This is a genomic window from Streptomyces sp. NPDC093984 (genome assembly GCF_044764595.1).
GTDB classification, from domain to species: domain Bacteria; phylum Actinomycetota; class Actinomycetes; order Streptomycetales; family Streptomycetaceae; genus Streptomyces; species Streptomyces cynarae.
The window spans coordinates 1-16,220 of record NZ_JBIWIM010000016.1 but is presented as its reverse complement, the minus strand read 5'-3'; the positions used below and the strand labels follow the sequence as shown (position 1 = coordinate 16,220).

The following is a 16,220-nucleotide window of genomic DNA, read 5'->3' as shown; positions in this document are numbered from 1 at the left end:
ATCGCCCTGCCCGGCGCGTACGACGCCGGGAGGACACCCCCGCCACCCGCACCCTGCGGCGCGGGTCACGTCACCGTGGCCGACGCCTTCTGTTTCATAGAAAACCGCCCCAGAATGGCATCAATGAAACCATTCGGGCGCTTGGCAAGGACGTGGGCCCGATGACAACTGGGACACTTCTGGCGATCATCATCCCGGTCGTGGTGGTCATCGCCCTGATCGCAATCGGCTCTTCTCTTCTCGTGCGCCGTCGCCGCCTTCGCGAGCGTTTCGGCCCGGAGTACCAGCGGACGGTCGAGGAGACCGGCAGCCGGAGGGCCGCCGAGCGTGACCTGATCGAGCGTGAGCAGCGGCACGACGCACTGGATGTCAAACCGCTGCCCACCAGCATCCGCGACCGCTACACCCGGGAGTGGGCCACCGTGCAGGAAGAGTTCGTGGACCGTCCCGAGGACGCCGTGCATGACGCGGACCGCCTGGTGACCTCGCTCATGCACGAGCGTGGCTACCCGACGGAGAAGTTCGAGGACCAGCTGAGGGACCTCTCGGTCGAGCACGGCCGCACGCTGGAGCACTACCGCGCCGCCCACGCGATCGACGAGCTCAGCACCCGCCACAAGGCCGACACCGAGCAGTTGCGCAACGCCATGGTCCACTACCGCGCACTGCTGGAGGACCTGCTCACCGACGGCGGGCAGCCGCGCCCCGCCGGGAGCTGAGCGAGACAGGCGTGGCGCCGTGCGGGGAGCCTGCGCCTGACGCCGGCGCTCGAGAGGCCATCGAGCCGATTTGCCGAGCCTCCAATACGAGCATATACTCATATCTGCCCGCCGTGACGTGCGTCCTCCCCGCCCAGTCTCCCACGCACCTCACGTCCTGCCTTCAGAAAGCCTCGTCATGGAAACCCCCATCGGATCCGCACCCGAGCGTGAGCAGACGCGCGCCACAGCTGCGGAACGCTCCCCCAGGCCCCACCGAGCCGCCCGCCGCCGGCCGCCGGTGAGGGCCTGGCTGCAGCCGGCCGTCATCGCCCTGATCGTCGTGGCCGCCTTCGTGACCTGCTACATCGGCCTGCAGCGCGACCCTCAGCCGCATCACGTTCCCATCGCCGTCACCGCCCCGCACCTCCCGGGTGAGATCCACCAGGCCCTCGGCGACAGCGTCGACGTCCACCCCGCCGCCGACGCCGACGCCGCACGCCGGGCACTGGAGAACCACGATGTCGTCGCCGCGCTCAGCACCGACGGCCCGGGGAGGCTCCGCCTGGAGATCGCCGGAGCCAACGGCACCTCCACCACCTCGGCGGTGAAGACCCTCGTCGGCGCCTACGCACACGGTGCGGGCCTGCACATCACCACCGAGGATGCCGTCCCCCTGACCCGCTTCGACGCCCGGGGACTGGCCGGCTTCTACATGGCCTTCGGCGTGACCCTGGCCGGTTTCGTGCTCGGCTCGAACGCCGTCGGTCTGGCCGGTCTCCTGCACCTGCGCCATCGGTTCTGGCTGCTGGGCGGTGCCTCCCTGGCCATCGGCACGGTCGCCGCGATCATCGCCGGCCCCGTTCTGGGAGCGGTTCCGGCCCCGGTCATTCCGCTGATCCTCACCCTGACCCTGCTGGCAGCTGCGGCCGCCTTCACCACCAAGCTGCTCGGTACCTACCTCGGCCCCATCGGGCTTCCGGTCGCCACCCTCCTGCTCCTCACCGTCGGAAACGCCACCAGTGGCGCCACCATCGGCGCCGACCTGCTGCCCACCGCGGCCCGAGCCGTCTCCGCACTGCTGCCGCCCGGCGCGGCCGTCCGCGCGATCACCGACCTGAGCTACTTCGACGGCTCGCACGTGGCAGCACCCGTCGTCACACTCGCTCTATGGGCCGTCGTGGCCGCGCTGCTGCTCGGCCTGCGCGCCCGTCTGACACGGCGGCGCACGGCGACCGCCGCCTGATGCACGCCGAGCCCCACCAGTTGCCCATGCACTGCTCAGGCACTCACTACCCAGCCACTTCACTGCTCAGCCACTCAGCCACTCAGCTCACATGAGGAGATCGACCATGCTTGCCAGCGACCTTGTCCTCATCGCCAACGCCGGTGGTGTCGGCCGAACGGTCCTCGAGGAGCTGTGCGCGCTGGACGTGCCGGTACGTGTCATGCTTCGCCGCGACGACGATCGTGCCGTCGAGCTGCGTGCGCTCGGCGCGGAAGTGGTCATCGGCGATCTGACCCGGCCTGAGACAGTCGCGCCCGCCCTGGCCGGAGTCCGGCGCATGTACTTCGCCATGCCCGTGTCGCCGGACCATCTGCTGGCGACGACCGTCGTGGCCAGCGTGGCGCGCGAGCACGGAGAGCTGGAGGCCTTGGTGGACATGTCACAGATGACGGTGTCGCAGATGACCGCCACCAGCACCGCCGAGTCCCGCCAGCAGCGACTGCACTGGCTGGCGGAGCAGGTCCTGAACTGGTCAGGCCTGCCGGTGGTGCACATCCGGCCGACGTCGTTCCTGGACAATCCGCTGTTCACCTCGCTGGCGGCGCAGTCGATCCGGAAGAACGGAACGATCGAGCTGCCGTTCGGGGCCGGGCGCACATCACCGGTCGCCGTACGGGACGTCGCCCGAGTGGTCTCCACGGTGCTCCGCGAGCCGGCCCCGCACATAGGGCAGGTCTACGAGCTGACGGGGCCACGCACGGTCGACATGAACGAGATGGCCGAGGAGTACTCACGGGCGCTGGGGCGTCCGGTGTCCTATGTGGACGTGCCACTGGAGCAGTGGCGTGCGGAAGTGCTCGCCAAGGTGGGCCTGCCGTCGCACACCGAACAGCACATCGCCACCATGGCCCGACTGCACCGCGAGAACCGCTACGACCGCGCGTCCGACGACGTAGAACGCCTGACGGGCACACCCGCGCAGACAATCGAGGCGTTCGTGGCCGCACGCAAGGACTTCTACCTGGGCTGAACCCCACCGGCCGTCGCCTACCGGCTGCGTCCCTGTACGGGCGTCCGGGTGGGAGTCCGCAGGGCGAGGAGGGCGACGTCGTCGTCGTTCTCGGCGGGGCGGACCCGGCGCAGGAGCTGGTCGGTGAAGGAGGCGAGGGGGCGGTGGGCGAGGGCGGCTGCGTGTTGGCGCAGTCGGTTCAGGCCCTCGTCAAGGGAGTGGCCGGGTGCTTCGATGAGGCCGTCGGTGTACAGCAGAAGGGTGGATCCGGGTGCCAGCACCGCGGTGGCGTCGGGGCGGGGTTTGCCGGCTCCGGTGCCCAGGAGAATGCCGTGGCCGTCGGTCAGGTAGTGGGCCAGTCCGTCTTGGCTGATCAGCAGGGGCGGGGGGTGGCCGGCGTTGGTCCAGGAGAGTTCCCAGTCGCCGTCTTCCCCCTCTTCGAGCCGGGCGAAGATCATGGTGGCCATGGTCACGTCGGCGATGTGCATGACCGCGTCGTCGAGCCGCTCGACGATCCGGCTGGGAGGTTCTTGCTGGGACCATGCGTAGGCACGCAGCATGTTGCGAACCTGTGCCATGCCGGCCGCTGCCTCCAGGTCATGGCCGACGACGTCCCCGACGGCCAGGGCGGTGGAGCGGTCGGACATGCGGAAGGCGTCGTACCAGTCACCGCCGACCTGTGAGGCGTCGGGTGCGGGCATATAGCGGGCGACCATCTGCAGACCGGGCACGCGCGGCAGCTGGGGCAGCAGGTGGTTCTGCATGGTCTCGGCGACCTTGCGCTGACGCTGGTAGAGGCGGGCGTTCTCCAGGGCGAGCGCGGCGCGGCGCGCGATGTCCTCGATCAGCGGGAGGTCCGCGGTGGTGAAGTCCCCCGCCTGCTGGGCGCGGCCGAGGGTCAGGGCACCCAGGACTTCGCGGGTGCTGCGGATAGGGGCGATGGCCGCGGAGCGGATGCCGGTGGCCTCGAACAGGCGGCGCTGTTCGAGCGCTATCCCGGAGTCTGGTGGCCGTTGGTAGGTCTGGGGGCCGGCCAGGGTGGAGGCGACCCCGCGCAGGGCTCGGGACAGTGGCATGGGGGACTCCTCCGGCACCGGCGGCATCGGTCCCTCGAGGTCCTCACGGTGCACCAGGGTGTCGCCTTCAGCGTGCACCACGGCGGTGCGCCACACCTCGTCGCGCTCCGTGATCAAATCGATGACCACCCAGTCCGCCAGCCGTGGCACGACCAGCGCCACGAGCCGGCGCAGCGCCTCGTCGACATCGAGGGTGGAGGTCAGCCGCGTGGTGGTCTCCGCCAGCAGGGCCAGCCGTTCCAGCTCAGGCAGCGGCGCGGCGGCCTGCTCCGGCCACGAACCGGTTTCTGCCAGGTGGTGGGGGGTGTGAAAGAGAACGAGCGTGCCGACCTCGTCGTCGCCGAGGTCGTACGGCGTGACCAGCCACGAGACGGGCAGCAGGGAGCCGTCTCCTCTCGCGAACCAGTCCCCTTCGGCCTGGGCGGTGCGCCGGGCGTGGAAGGGCTGCCGCATACGGCATTGGGTGCTCGGCAGCGGCTGGCCATGGGCGTCCCTGTGCAGCAGATCGTGCGCGTCACGGCCGACAAGGTCCTCGGCGGGCCGGTTCAGCAACTGCTCGGCTCGGGCGTTGACCGCGATGATGCAGCCCTTGTCGTCCACCACATACGCCCCGGTGCCGATGGCGGCCAGCGCCCCGGCCGACGCCGGGTGGGCACCCCGCAGGCACCGCTCATCGATGCTCTCGGTCACCTCTGGCCGTGCCACTTGTGCCTCCTTGGTCATGGGCAGGCGTGCCACTCGCCCACGGCGGTCCGCACGCGGTGTGCTGCCCCGTCCTGCGTTCTTCTCCCCAATACCCCCTCTCCAGGGGAACCAGCCGCATCACCACAGCCTTCAAGTGCCACGGCACCCGACGGAAAGCGGCCGGTCATTGTCGGCGTCGAGGACGAGACGCGCTGGTCTCACGGCCGGGGGTTCGTGCGCCGCCAACCTTGCCCGGCGTCGACGTCACGCCGTCCCGCTACGGAGGCACAGCGGGGACAGACCCGGCGGACGGCGTCCGCGGCGCCGCCTGTCTCCGGGAGGATGTCGAGCCAGTCGACGCCGTGGAAGGCGGCTAGTCGCGACCGGTGGAGGGAGTGGCCGCATACCGTCTGGTTGGCTCCCGGCTCCCAAGCGTGCACCTCGCCTCCGGGCAGCCAGCGGCCGTCGTCCTCGTCCCACCAGCGGTCGGAAGCCGCCACCCGGTAACGCCGCGCCCTTGCCACCCGCGACGAGTGCCCCGCGCAATGAGCGCCATACCCGCGAAACGGCAGAAACGATCGATGATCGTACAGAACGGCATAAAATGCACCTGAAGGCCCCTTTGCAACGCCTCATCAACAGCGCGTGCCGGGGGCGTTCGCGACTCACACAGGCGCACGCCTCCTTCTTACTGGGGCCTGAGGCGCTCATCTGAGCACTCCATGGCACGAGAGGGCAGTCAGGAGGCTTGCGGGAGCGACAACGGGGCACTTGGACAGTGTCTGGAGGCCACACGACCCACAGGGATGGGAACAGGGCGATCGGACAAGCCTCAGGGCAAGGGAAGAGCCGTGGCATTGCGCATCGGGGCAGAGGAAGAATTCCACGTGGTCAACGTGGAAAGCGGCCGACTGGTGCCGCGCGCCCGGGACATACTCGAGCGACTCGGCCGACCGGGGTTCACCACCGAGCTCCATCGATCGATGCTGGAGAGCAACAGCCGGGTGCACCACACGCTGGACGACCTGTACAAGGACCTGACCGGAGCCCGGCGTCGCCTGGACGCGGCGGCCTCCTCACTGGGCCTCGCGGTGGTGGCGGCCGGTACGGTGCCCCTGGCCCGGATCACCTCGGGAGACGTCACCCCCGACCCCCGTTACCGGCGCATGGCGGAGGAGTACCGCAGAGTCGCCGACGAGCAGCTCATCTGCAGCGCGCAGGTGCACGTCGACGTACCGGACCGGGACACCGCCGTGCGCGCCATGTGCCTGGTCTCGCCGTGGCTGCCACCGCTGCTCGCCCTCTCGGCCAGCTCACCGTTCTGGCTCGGCACGGACACCGGTTACGCGAGCTGGCGGACCATGCTGTGGCAGCGCTGGCCCACCGCAGGCCCGGTCGGCTGCTATCCGGACGCCGCCTCATACGACGCCGCCATCGCGGACCTGATCCGCTCGGGCGTCATCAGTGACGCCGGAATGGTCTACTACGACGTTCGCCCCTCCGCACACCAGCAGACCCTGGAGCTGCGGATCTGCGACGCCTGTCCCCGCGCGGACACGGTCGTGCTGATCAGCGGGATCTTCAGGGCGCTGGTTCAGGATGCCTGCGACCGGCGGGCCCGCGAGGGCGGCCGGGCCTGCGAAGGCCACCACGAGTGGCTGCGCGCCGCGACCTGGCGGGCCGCCCGCTCCGGCCTCGAGGGAACGCTGGTCGACCCGGTCACCCGCCGCGCCATCCCGGCCCGCACGGCCCTGCAGCGCATGCTGGTCCGGCTGCGCCCGGCGCTGGAGGCGTCCGGTGACTGGGCAGTCGTGCAGGAGCTCCTGGCGGAGATCCTGGCCACCGGCAGCGCCGCGCACCGGCTGCGGCGGGTGGCCGAGGCCGAGGACCTGCTCGCCAGCATCGACCTCATGGTCGCGGAGACCCGCGGTGCGGTCGGTCCACGGCGTCCGCACCGGCCCCGGCCCACGGCACCGGCCGCCCCAGTCCGGTCCCCGGAGGCATGGGCGGCTGACCGATGAACCGAAAGCGCCAGCCCCGAGCCGGCGGGCATACGGCCGTCCCCACCAACGCGACACGCGGCCTCGACACGCTCCTTGAACCGGGTGCGAGACTGAATGGTGAGGACCGACGGCACTGAGCACCGCGCCGTCGACGTCGGTACGTACTTCCTCGGTACTCACCTCCTGATCGGGAGGCACGATGTCTTTGTGGTCGCGGGTCCGCGAACACCTGGGGGGCACCTCGACCGGGCCCTCCGCGCCTGCCGGTACCGCAGAGGTCCATTCAGGCAGGTCGGAGGACACGGGCGGCAGGCCGCAGGACGAGGCAGCGGACCAACACAGCACGACAGGAACGACACCGAACGAAATCTTCGTGGGGCGGATCGCCGGCGACGACCCCGGCTACCTGGAGACGGGCGCCGAGCGGCGCGCTGAGGCAGACACCGAACAGGGCGGCAAGTCTGACGAATCCCCATAGGGAAGAGCCAGCGGCGGTGGGGCAAGGCATCCAGCCGCGTTCCCACAGTGGTGCTGTGACCGGAGGCCTGCCGGACCACCGGCTCCTCGCACAGCCAAGGCGGCTACGGGCCGGGGGATTCCTTTCGCGGCAGGGGCCCCACATCGGCGTGCCGGCCGGGGCGCACAGCGGCATGGCGTTCGCCGGGGCCCGGGCCGGTGCGGGCGGCCAGGGAGTCGGCGACGGCTCCGGTCACGAAGGCGTAGACGGTCTTGTGCAGCACATCCACCAACAGCTCCTTGCGGGGCCAGGTCTGCGGTGGGGCACCCACTCCGGTGGCGTTCTCCAGGATCTGGTCGCTGGTGAGCCGTACGACGGCGAACTTCGCCGAGGACAGCGGACCTCGCAGGCCGGCGTGTGCCATCACGGAGCGCAGGATGCCCAGCACCGCCGCCTGCCCGTAGTGCATGGTCCAGTTCACCGCGGGCGGCTGCCGACCCGGCCGTTCGGCCCGGCCGGTCAGGCGTTCCAGGACCCGCGCCGGGACATGGGAGTCAGGACGGCCCGTGACGCGTTGCTCGATCTTCTCCCCCAACGTCATCGCCAGGCCACCGGCCGTTCCGGCAAGGAGACCCGGCCACAGCGCGCGCTTCATCACGTCGCCACAGGTACCCGTCGGTGTCCGGCCCTGCACCCCACAGCACTCACATCCCCCCAGATGGTCGGGGCACCGACGCTCGCCGAGGACCACGGTCGGTGCCGAGCGTGCGGAGCCGTGGTCGCGGGGCGGGCCGCCAGGTGGCGACCAGGGCGGCGGCCAGCAGCAGCTCGGCGATGTCACCGCCGTAGTACATGATTTCCGCGCCGCCCCGGACCTGGTCGACGGGTGCGTGGATGTCGACCCAGAAGCCGCCGTACATCAGCTGGGCGATCACCGTGTGCACGGCGATCGCCGCACCCAGGTAGACCAGACGGGCCCGCACCCCCGGGCGTGTGGGCGCGGGATCGGGCCCGGCGATGACATGGGCGAACAAGCAGCCGGACAGCAGGAAGTGGGCGTACAGCACCCAGTGGCCCGCAGGGGTGCCCGTGGTCGCGCTGTACAGCGGGGTGAAGTAGAGGACTGCCAGAGTGCCGGTGGACAGCAGCAGTGCCACGGCCGGGTGAGCGAGTACCCGGGCGGGCCGGCTGTGGAGTACGGCCGTCAGCTGCCTGCCCCGCGCGGTGGGCAGGGTGCGCAGCAGCAGGGTGACGGGGGCGCCGAGGACGAGGCCGAGCGGCGCGTACATGCCGATGAGCATGTGCTGGGCCATGTGGCCGCGGAAGTCGTCGTGGGCGAACGGAGCGAGCGGCGGCACCGACGCCGCCCCGAGCAGAACGATGCCGGCCAGGAAGACGGCCGTCCGCCACCGCCCCCAGCCCTGGACCGGGTTGCGTCGGCGGGCTTGGTGGGCCAGGTGCAGATAGAGACCGGCGGCGAGCAGCAGCACGAGGGCGGGCGCCGCTGTCTCCAGCGGGCCGGCACCGGTGGCGTGGCCGTCCATGGGCATGGCGGGGTCCATCACGCGCTCCGCGGTCCATGGGCGCCGGTGGCGCGGGAATCGGGGTCGAAGGGCCGACCGCTGCGTTGCAGGACGTAGCCGCCGATGAACAGGAGGACACCCAGAAGGAGGAATCCCATGTCCCACCAGATCCGGTAGGGGCCGCCGTGGACGTGGTGGATGCCGAGGATCTGGTGGTCGAGGAGTCCTTCGACGATGTTGAACAGGCCCCAGCCGGCCAGCATCCAGCCCCACAGGACACGGGAGGTCCACATTCGGCGCCGGTTGTGAGTGATGCGGGAGTAGAGGATGGCCAGGCCCAGCAGGACTGCCAGCCAGCAGACGGTGTGGAAAATGCCGTCCCACACGGTGTTCATCTCCAGGCCGGAGACGGTGCGGGGGTTGTAGTACTTCACGCCGATGCGGTCGTCGTTGGTGCTGCTGAGCATGTGGTGCCACTGCAGGAGCTGGTGCAGCAGGATGCCGTCGACGAAGCCGCCCATCCCCACGCCGAGCACGACGCCCGGCAGCTGAAGGCTCGTGGGGGGCCTGCCCGACCGGGTCTCGCCAGTGGTGGTGGCCACAGTATTCCTCCGTCACCGGAGCACTTTCGGGTCCTGGACCCCGGAACTACACGCTTTCCCCACTGAGCGCCCGACAGGACACCACTTGCCGGTTCGGCCTGAAACCGCTGTGCCCAGCCGCACGCAACGGACGGAATTCCCCTCTCGCCGCGTCAGAGGGTCGAGCGGCGTTCCTGCACGAGGACATCGCCGCTCGGGCCCGTTGTTCGGCGGCAGGGCAGGTCCTCACACCGGACCCTCCTACCACTGAACATCGGGTCCCCGATCCGGGGACCCGAACCGACGACACCGGCGTACCGAAGTTCACCGAACTGCGTCCTGCGTACCTCTGCTCCTGCCGCACCGCCCGTGCGAGGCCGGGACCCGGCGTCTCAGTCCCTGCCCATGGCTTTGCGCACGGCGTCCTTGGTGCGGTCCATGAGAGCCGCGACCGGTCCGAAGGCCACGTTGGCCGCGGCGGACTCGACTCCTGGATGCGGCCGGGTGGGAGCCACGGCCTCGGCGGCCTTGATGACGTTGGCCATGGCAGCGAGCCTGGTGGGGTCGGCGGTACGGCGGATGTGGGTGAACTCGTAGCGTTCCTCGGCGCGGGCGTGCTGCTGCACGTCCGCGCGCAGTGCCCTCAGCCGTGGCAGGAACTCCGGGTCGTCGGTGTCCATGGTGTCGAGGTCCGCGAGGGTCTCCTTGGCGGCTCGCTCCTCGGCGAGGCGGTCGTCCACGACCTGGTCGCCGCCGGACAGAGCCCGCCGGGCGAAGGGATGGATGACCTCCTCCTCGGCGGTCTCGTGCACGGCGAGCAGCCGCACCAGGCGCCGGAAGGCGTCGCGGCGTTCCTCGCCCGCGCTCTGCTCGACCTCGTCGAAGAGGTTGCGGATGTCGCCGTGCTGGCGCATGAGCAGGGCGATGACGTCGGCGTCCTTGGCCTGGTCGTCGCCGGCCTGCGGGGGGTGGAGGTCGGACATGCGGGGCGTCCTCACTTCTCACGCATGGCGGGGTCGGGGTGCTCGCCCTCGGACTGCACGCGGTACTCGCGGCCGAACATCTCGTCGTGCTCCGCCATGACCCGCTCGCTCGGGGGCTCCTCGCCGCCGTGGATCTGTTCCTGCATCCGTTCGAATCGCTCGTGGGCCTCGCGCACGTAGCCCGCGCCCAGCGTGGTCAGGTCCATCTGCGTGTCCAGCAGCTCGCGCAGGTACTGCTTGTTCGGCTCGAAGGTGAGCACGTTCGGCAGTTCGGGCGCCAGGACCTCCTGTGGCTCGCGGCCGTCGTGACGACGCATCAGGTCACAGGCGGCGTGCAGGTGCTCCAGCTCCATGTTGAGGTGCAGCTCCCAGATTGCCTTGACCTTGGGATCGCTCTCCTGCTCCATGAAGGAGTAGTATAGGTAGCACTCGTTGTACTCGTGGTTGACCAACTGCTCCCACCAGGTCTCACCCGGGTCGACGAGGGACTCGTAGTGGGTGACGTGTTCCTCCTCGATCAGCCCGATCTCCTGGTAGAGCTGGCGGGCGATCGGCTCCATGTAGGTGGGGCCGGTGTTCATGTAGAAATTCATCGTCTGCTGCTCCGCCGACATGATCGTCAGAGCGTGCAGTTTCGACAGCGGGCCGGTGGCGTTCTTGTCATAGGGATCGCGCACGTTGTCGACCGGGTCTCGGTGGTGGAACTTCGTGGGGCGGCCCGGCATGACCTCGGTCAGATTGTCGACGATCGACTCCGCCTTGCGGTGCTCGATCATCTCGTACAGGTTCGCGTACCGGTACAGATGGTCGAAGTCCTCCAGCACACCGAACTGGTACGCCTGCTTCAGGTACGGGTCCGGTTCCATCCGCGCCACCCACGCCGTCAGGTCCACCGCCACCTGCTCATAGGCGATCGTCGTCTCCAGCACCGACGACACACCGGGCAGCAGCCAGTTCACGGCCTTCTGCTGCTGGGCCTCGATATAGCGGGTGCGCGCGAGCTGCCGCTTGACCTCGGGGTCGATCGTGTTGCGGGCGAGCTGGTGGCTGAAGAGGACGGCCTCGACCTCGATGCCGTTCATCGTGATGATCCGGCACCGGGTGTACGGGTCGCAGTGGTCGGGGTCGATCGGCTGCACATTCAGCTCACGCCAGTTGCGCAGCTGACGGTCCAGCGGGATACCCCGCTGCTCGAGCGGATTGAAGGTCATGGGGGCGCCTCAGGGGAGGGGAGGAATGCGTGCACGGGTGGGTGTCCCGCGACGGGAGGTCAGAACACCGAGTTTGTCCAGAGCCGATTCGTCGCAGCCAGGGCTCGCGTCAGGGAGCCGCATGGTTCGCTCTGTTGGCTCAGCCGGCGCAGAGGGGACGACCGGGTCGGCGTGCGTGACGGTCGGCCGAGTCCCGGCTCGGGGTAGCCCACGGGCTGATCACGCGAGGTCGCCGGTGGGGGCGGCGGACGGCGCGGCCCAGCTTCCGGCTTCTTCGCAGTTGACCTCCGTGGAAGATCGTCAGGCCCCTGCCCATTCCCCTCGCGGGTGTGGAGAGGCGTGCTTGATGTCATCGGTGAACTTCCTGGCTTTGCTCGCGCGGGCCAGGCGGCGTGGCCGGTCCCGGAACGGCCACGTCGAGCAGGCGGCACACACGCCTCGACGCTCTCAACCTGGCGAGCAGTCGCGCCCGGCAGAGGGCGCCGGGTCGATCCGTATCGTCGCGGCGTGTGCCGCGGGGCTCGTGACGAGGGCGCCGGCCGCCTGTCCGTACTTGCTCCGGTAGGCGGCGTCGATCTCATGGGCGGGCCTGGTGTCCCGGGTTTCCAGGAGGACGTCGCGGGTGACGGCCCCCACCCGGATCTGTCCGTGGCTGTGCTTCTGCGCCGCCTGGTACCAGCGGGACCGGACTCCCCGGTAGGCACGGACATACAGTTCGCCGCGGACCAGGACCATACCGGTCTCCACGCCGGGGTGACCGTCGACCCCGGCGGTCAGGACGAGGGATTCGGCCCCGGCGAGAAGGGCGAGATCTTCGGGTGTCCAGGTGGTCACTGCGTCAGGTCCTCCGTCCGGTCGGTGCTCGGTTGCCGGGTGGTCCATGACGTCAGGATGCGCAGGGCGTCGTGGGAAGGGCTGCCGGGCTCGGCGGTCAGGATCATCAGGCGCTGTCCGGAGCCGTCGGGGCTGGTCCAGGTGTCGCAGTCGAGGGTGAGCTCGCCCACCAAGTGGTGGCGGTAGTGCTTGGTGCCGAAACTGGCGCTGTTGACGCGGTGTTCGGCCCACCAGGTGCGGAAGTCGGGTTCCTGCAGGGACAGTTCGCCGACGAGCTGGGCAAGGTCGGGATCGTCGGGGTCGGCCGCGGCCTCCATGCGCAGCGCGGCGACGGCTTCCCGGGCGTCGTGGGCCCAGTCCTGGTGCAGCTGCCGGACCACCGGGTTCGTGAACAGCAGTCGCATGTAGTTGCGCCGGTGGGCCGGTATGGCGGCGAAGTCGGTGTAGAGGGCTACGGCGGCGGGGTTCCAGGCCAAGATGTCCAGGCGTTTGCCGAGGACGAGCGCGGGGGTCTCGGTGAGCTGGTCGAGCAGACGCCGCATGGCGGGACGCAAGCGTTGGGCGGGCCGGCGGCGGCGTGGGCGGGCGTCGCTTCGGCCGGCGAGTTCGTAGAGGTAGCTCTGCTGGTCGTCGTCGAGGCGCAGGGCGCGGGCCAGGGTGGTGAGCACCGGTACGGATGCCCGGACGCGGCCCTGCTCCAGCCGTGTGTAGTAGTCCACGCTGATGGCGGCGAGCCGGGCGACCTCCTCGCGGCGCAGTCCGGCGACTTTGCGGGCGGAGTCCGTCTCGGGAAGGCCGCACTCCCCCAGTGTCAGCTGGGCCCGGCGGGCCTTGAGGAAGGCTCCCAGCGCCCGGGACTCGGAGTCTGAAGTCATGCTCTCAAGTGTCCGTGCTCCGCGACGACCACGGCACATGTGTGAGGGGGCAAGTTCTTTCCCAGGCAGAAACCTGGCTCTCCCGCTCGTGTGGCGACTGACGGAACGTGGATGTGTGCCCGGCAGGGTGCGGGCCCCGGGTCCGCGGCTCGGGTGCGTCACGACACGTCATCACCGTCTCAAGAGGAGAGTCCCTCATGGCCAGGACCACCGTCAGCTTCGACAGCGCCGGCATCCCGCTCGCCGGGCACCTCTACACCCCCAACACGCCGGCGTCGGGTCCGCGGCCGGTGCTCGTGGTCGGTCACCCCGGCACCGGCGTGAAGGAACAGACTTCCGGCACGTACGCGCAGCTGATGGCCGAGCGGGGTTTCGTCGCCCTCGCCTTCGACGCCGCCTACCAGGGCGAGTCCGGCGGTCTGCCGCGGGGCCTGGAGGACCCCGCCCAGCGGGTGGAGGACTTCAAGGCCGCCGTCTCCTACCTCACCACCCTCGACGAGGTCGACGCCGACCGGATCGGCCTGCTGGGCATCTGCGCCTCCGGCGGCTACTCGCTGGCCGCCACCGGCGGTGACCACCGCGTCAAGGCCGTCGCCACCGTGTCCACCGCCGAGCCCGCCCGCCAGTTCCGTCTCGGCGCCGACGGCACCCAGGACCCGGCCGTCTTCCAGGCTCTGCTGGACGCCGCCGCGGCGGCCCGCAGCGCCGCCGCACGCGGCGAGGACCCCGGCGTGATGACCATGTTCCCGGAGACCGCGGAGCAGGCCCGCGCGCTCGGCGGCCAGCACGGCGTCGAAGGCTTCGAGTACTACTGCACCCCGCGCGGCGAGCATGAGCGCTCCGCAAAGACCCTCGCCTGGGAGAGCATCGACAGGATGGCCCTCCACGACGCCTTCTTCGCCGTGCCGCTGATCGGCCCCCGCCCGATCCTGCAGATCATCGGCGAACGCGCCGTCACCGCCTGGATGGCCGTCGAGGCCCACCAGCGCGCCACCGGCCCCAAGGAGATCCACTGGATCGAGGGCGCCAGCCACGTCGACCTCTATGACAAGAAGCAGTACATCGACCCCGCCGTCGACAAGCTCACCGACTTCTTCACCACCCACCTCACCACCGGCTGATGAGCACTCCGCGACGGGTGAAGGTCTCCGCGCTGGACCAGGGTCTTCGCGGTCGCTCTGCTCTTCAGCGGGCGTGACCGGTTGCCCGCTGCGGGCTTGGGGGTGGGCTTCCCTGGCTGCCGGCCCGCCTCCCCGGCCATGTGCCCATTCCCGGCACGTCCAGGGTCGCCCACCTGGAGGACGATCGCGGGCGTGCTCGGCTTCAGGAGTCGGCGGCGGCCGGGCCGGTGGTCAGCGGTGGGCGGCGTTCGCGGACCGGGCTCGCGGACTCCAGGAGCGATGCCAGCCGGAGCAGCACGTCCTCGGCGTACCAGGTTGCGACGAGTTGGACGCCTGTCGGCAAGCCGTCTGCCGTTGTGCCGAACGGGAGCGACAGCGCCGGCAGACCGGTGAGATTGAACGGCACGGTGGCCCGCATGACATCCCGCGCCGGGACCTCGATCCCGTCGACGAGGTAGCTGGACCGGGCCGGCAGCGGGGCCGGGATCGTCACCACAGGGCACAGCAGCGCGTCGTACCGGCTGAAGCAGGCCGCGAACTCGTCCCGCATGCGTTCGACGACCTGCTGGGCGTTGACGACTGCGTCCGGCGACGGCTCCCTGGCTCGCAGGGTGGCGCGCGTGACCCGGTGCAGGCTGTCCTCGTGTGCTTCGGTCAACGTCCGTAGGAACGGGAGGACTTCGGCCGAGTAGAGGGTGGCGCTGAGGCGGGTGGCGTTGTGCTCCTCCAAAACCGGTATCCGGATGGTCTCGACGGTGACGCCCCGTTCGGTGAGGGCCTCGGCTGCAGATCGGACGGTGGCTGCGACGTCGACGTCGACCGGACCGAACCCGGGCGACAGCAGCATGCCAACGCGCCGCGGCCCGGTGTCGGCCGGCCTCTGAGGGATGTCCCGCGGTGCGGTTGCGTATCCGTCGACGCCGTCGGGGCCGGCGAGGATCCGTTAGGCGGTCGCGATGTCCCGGACGGAGCGGGCCATGGGGCCGACGTGCCAGTAGCGACGGAGTACGGGCGGCCAGTGCCCCGTGTAAGGGATGCGGCCGTGTGTGGCCTTCAGGGCGACGATGCCCGTGAAATGCGCGGGGCCACGGACCGAGATGGCCACGTCACTGCCCAGGCCGAGCGGTGACATGCCGGCCGCGATCGCCGCGGCCTCACCCCCGCTGGATCCCCCCGGAGTCCGCCGTAGGTCCCAGGGGTTGTGCGTGGGACCCACCAGGAGGTTGTCCGTCTCCGTCCAGTAGGAGAACTCCGGCAGGCTCGTCTTGGCGAGGGGGATGGCGCCCGCGCCGCGCATCCGCGCCACGGCAGTCGCGTCTGCCGCCGGAACGTGGCCGGCGAAGAGCCGCGATCCCCGCGTGGTCACCATGCCCGCGGTGTCGAGCGAATCCTTGATCGTGAAGGGGACACCGTGCAGTTCGCCGAGATCGTCGCCGCGCGCCACTGCGGAATCCGCCTGATCCGCCGCGGTCAGAGCCTGTTCGCCGAGAAGGGTGATCACGGCATGAACGTCCGGATCCACGGCCGCGATGCGATCGAGATGGGCTTGCACCACCTCACGAGAGGACACCTCGCGTGTGCGTATGCGCCGTGCGAGTTCCGTCGCGTCCAGAGCGTTCAGCACAGACACCCACACCTCCACGCCAGTTCACCGCTGTACCGCGCGCCACCCTACAGACCTGCCACCCGGTGCCGAGGGACGCCCGTTCGGTATCAATCCCGTCCTCTGAACGGGCCTTTCGGGACGCGCCTCACGCAGTCGGCGTCCTGGGCCTTCGGGATTCGCCGATGGGGCGGCGGCATGGTTGGTGGTGTGTCCACGCGGGTTACTCCAGCACCGCGTAGTAGGGCTTGGTCAGGTTCGTATGGGTGTGGGTATGTCGCGGTGGCAGGTGGGGCAGGCGCCGGTCCAGGTGGCGAGGAGTGTCTGCAGTTCG

14 protein-coding genes and 1 pseudogene are annotated in these 16,220 nt (G+C 70.1%); 5 read left to right on the top strand and 10 right to left on the bottom strand.

Translation table 11 applies throughout. The features are described from left to right. Positions 1 to 161: 161 nt before the first annotated feature. The 3 genes from ACIRC0_RS34595 (at position 162) to ACIRC0_RS34585 (ending at position 2,956) form a co-directional block, all read left to right on the top strand. Positions 162 to 719: a hypothetical protein gene (locus tag ACIRC0_RS34595; protein WP_403624453.1), complete on the top strand. Its 558-nt coding sequence runs from the start codon at positions 162 to 164 to the stop codon at positions 717 to 719. 178 nt (positions 720 to 897) lie between these two features. Beyond that, positions 898 to 1,944, top strand: coding sequence for a hypothetical protein (locus ACIRC0_RS34590; protein WP_403624450.1), 1,047 nt, complete (start codon positions 898 to 900; stop codon positions 1,942 to 1,944). A gap of 106 nt (positions 1,945 to 2,050) precedes the next feature. Then, entirely contained in the window at positions 2,051 to 2,956 is a 906-nt protein-coding gene (locus tag ACIRC0_RS34585) for an NAD(P)H-binding protein (RefSeq protein WP_403624447.1), read from the top strand. Positions 2,957 to 2,973: 17 nt separating this feature from the next. On the opposite strand, the gene ACIRC0_RS34580 is transcribed toward ACIRC0_RS34585, so the two are convergent. Both ACIRC0_RS34580 and ACIRC0_RS34575 read right to left on the bottom strand, forming a co-directional pair. Further along, a complete protein-coding gene (locus tag ACIRC0_RS34580; protein ID WP_403624444.1) occupies positions 2,974 to 4,716 on the bottom strand; it encodes a SpoIIE family protein phosphatase in 1,743 nt (580 codons plus the stop codon). Positions 4,717 to 4,913: 197 nt separating this feature from the next. Next, entirely contained in the window at positions 4,914 to 5,219 is a 306-nt protein-coding gene (locus ACIRC0_RS34575) for a hypothetical protein (RefSeq protein ID WP_403624441.1), read from the bottom strand. Positions 5,220 to 5,552: 333 nt separating this feature from the next. Between ACIRC0_RS34575 and ACIRC0_RS34570 the strand changes: the two genes are divergently transcribed. Then, positions 5,553 to 6,716: a glutamate--cysteine ligase gene (locus tag ACIRC0_RS34570; RefSeq protein ID WP_403624642.1), complete on the top strand. Its 1,164-nt coding sequence runs from the start codon at positions 5,553 to 5,555 to the stop codon at positions 6,714 to 6,716. A gap of 563 nt (positions 6,717 to 7,279) precedes the next feature. Here the strand turns inward: ACIRC0_RS34570 and ACIRC0_RS34565 are convergent. The 7 genes from ACIRC0_RS34565 to ACIRC0_RS34535 form a co-directional block, all read right to left on the bottom strand. After that, positions 7,280 to 7,810, bottom strand: a complete 531-nt coding sequence (locus ACIRC0_RS34565) for a hypothetical protein (RefSeq protein ID WP_403624640.1) — start codon at positions 7,808 to 7,810, stop codon at positions 7,280 to 7,282. 49 nt (positions 7,811 to 7,859) lie between these two features. Further along, positions 7,860 to 8,717, bottom strand: coding sequence for a cytochrome c oxidase assembly protein (locus ACIRC0_RS34560; RefSeq protein WP_403624438.1), 858 nt, complete (start codon positions 8,715 to 8,717; stop codon positions 7,860 to 7,862). Next, positions 8,717 to 9,280, bottom strand: coding sequence for a DUF2243 domain-containing protein (locus ACIRC0_RS34555; RefSeq protein WP_403624435.1), 564 nt, complete (start codon positions 9,278 to 9,280; stop codon positions 8,717 to 8,719). The genes ACIRC0_RS34560 and ACIRC0_RS34555 overlap by 1 nt, the downstream gene beginning before the upstream one ends. Positions 9,281 to 9,651: 371 nt before the next feature. Then, positions 9,652 to 10,242, bottom strand: coding sequence for a hemerythrin domain-containing protein (locus ACIRC0_RS34550; RefSeq protein ID WP_403624432.1), 591 nt, complete (start codon positions 10,240 to 10,242; stop codon positions 9,652 to 9,654). Positions 10,243 to 10,253: 11 nt separating this feature from the next. Beyond that, positions 10,254 to 11,453 carry a hypothetical protein gene (locus ACIRC0_RS34545; RefSeq protein WP_403624429.1) on the bottom strand — a complete coding sequence of 400 codons (1,200 nt, stop codon included), beginning with the start codon at positions 11,451 to 11,453 and terminating at the stop codon, positions 10,254 to 10,256. Positions 11,454 to 11,900: 447 nt separating this feature from the next. Continuing rightward, positions 11,901 to 12,287 (bottom strand): DUF2255 family protein, encoded by a 387-nt coding sequence (locus tag ACIRC0_RS34540; RefSeq protein ID WP_403624426.1) that lies wholly within the window; start codon positions 12,285 to 12,287, stop codon positions 11,901 to 11,903. After that, positions 12,284 to 13,162, bottom strand: coding sequence for a helix-turn-helix domain-containing protein (locus ACIRC0_RS34535; RefSeq protein WP_403624423.1), 879 nt, complete (start codon positions 13,160 to 13,162; stop codon positions 12,284 to 12,286). The genes ACIRC0_RS34540 and ACIRC0_RS34535 overlap by 4 nt, the downstream gene beginning before the upstream one ends. 197 nt (positions 13,163 to 13,359) lie before the next feature. Between ACIRC0_RS34535 and ACIRC0_RS34530 the strand changes: the two genes are divergently transcribed. Further along, a complete protein-coding gene (locus ACIRC0_RS34530; RefSeq protein WP_403624419.1) occupies positions 13,360 to 14,283 on the top strand; it encodes an alpha/beta hydrolase in 924 nt (307 codons plus the stop codon). Positions 14,284 to 14,485: 202 nt separating this feature from the next. Here the strand turns inward: ACIRC0_RS34530 and ACIRC0_RS34525 are convergent. Further along, positions 14,486 to 15,835 (bottom strand): annotated as a pseudogene (locus ACIRC0_RS34525) (amidase). Positions 15,836 to 16,220 lie beyond the last annotated feature (385 nt).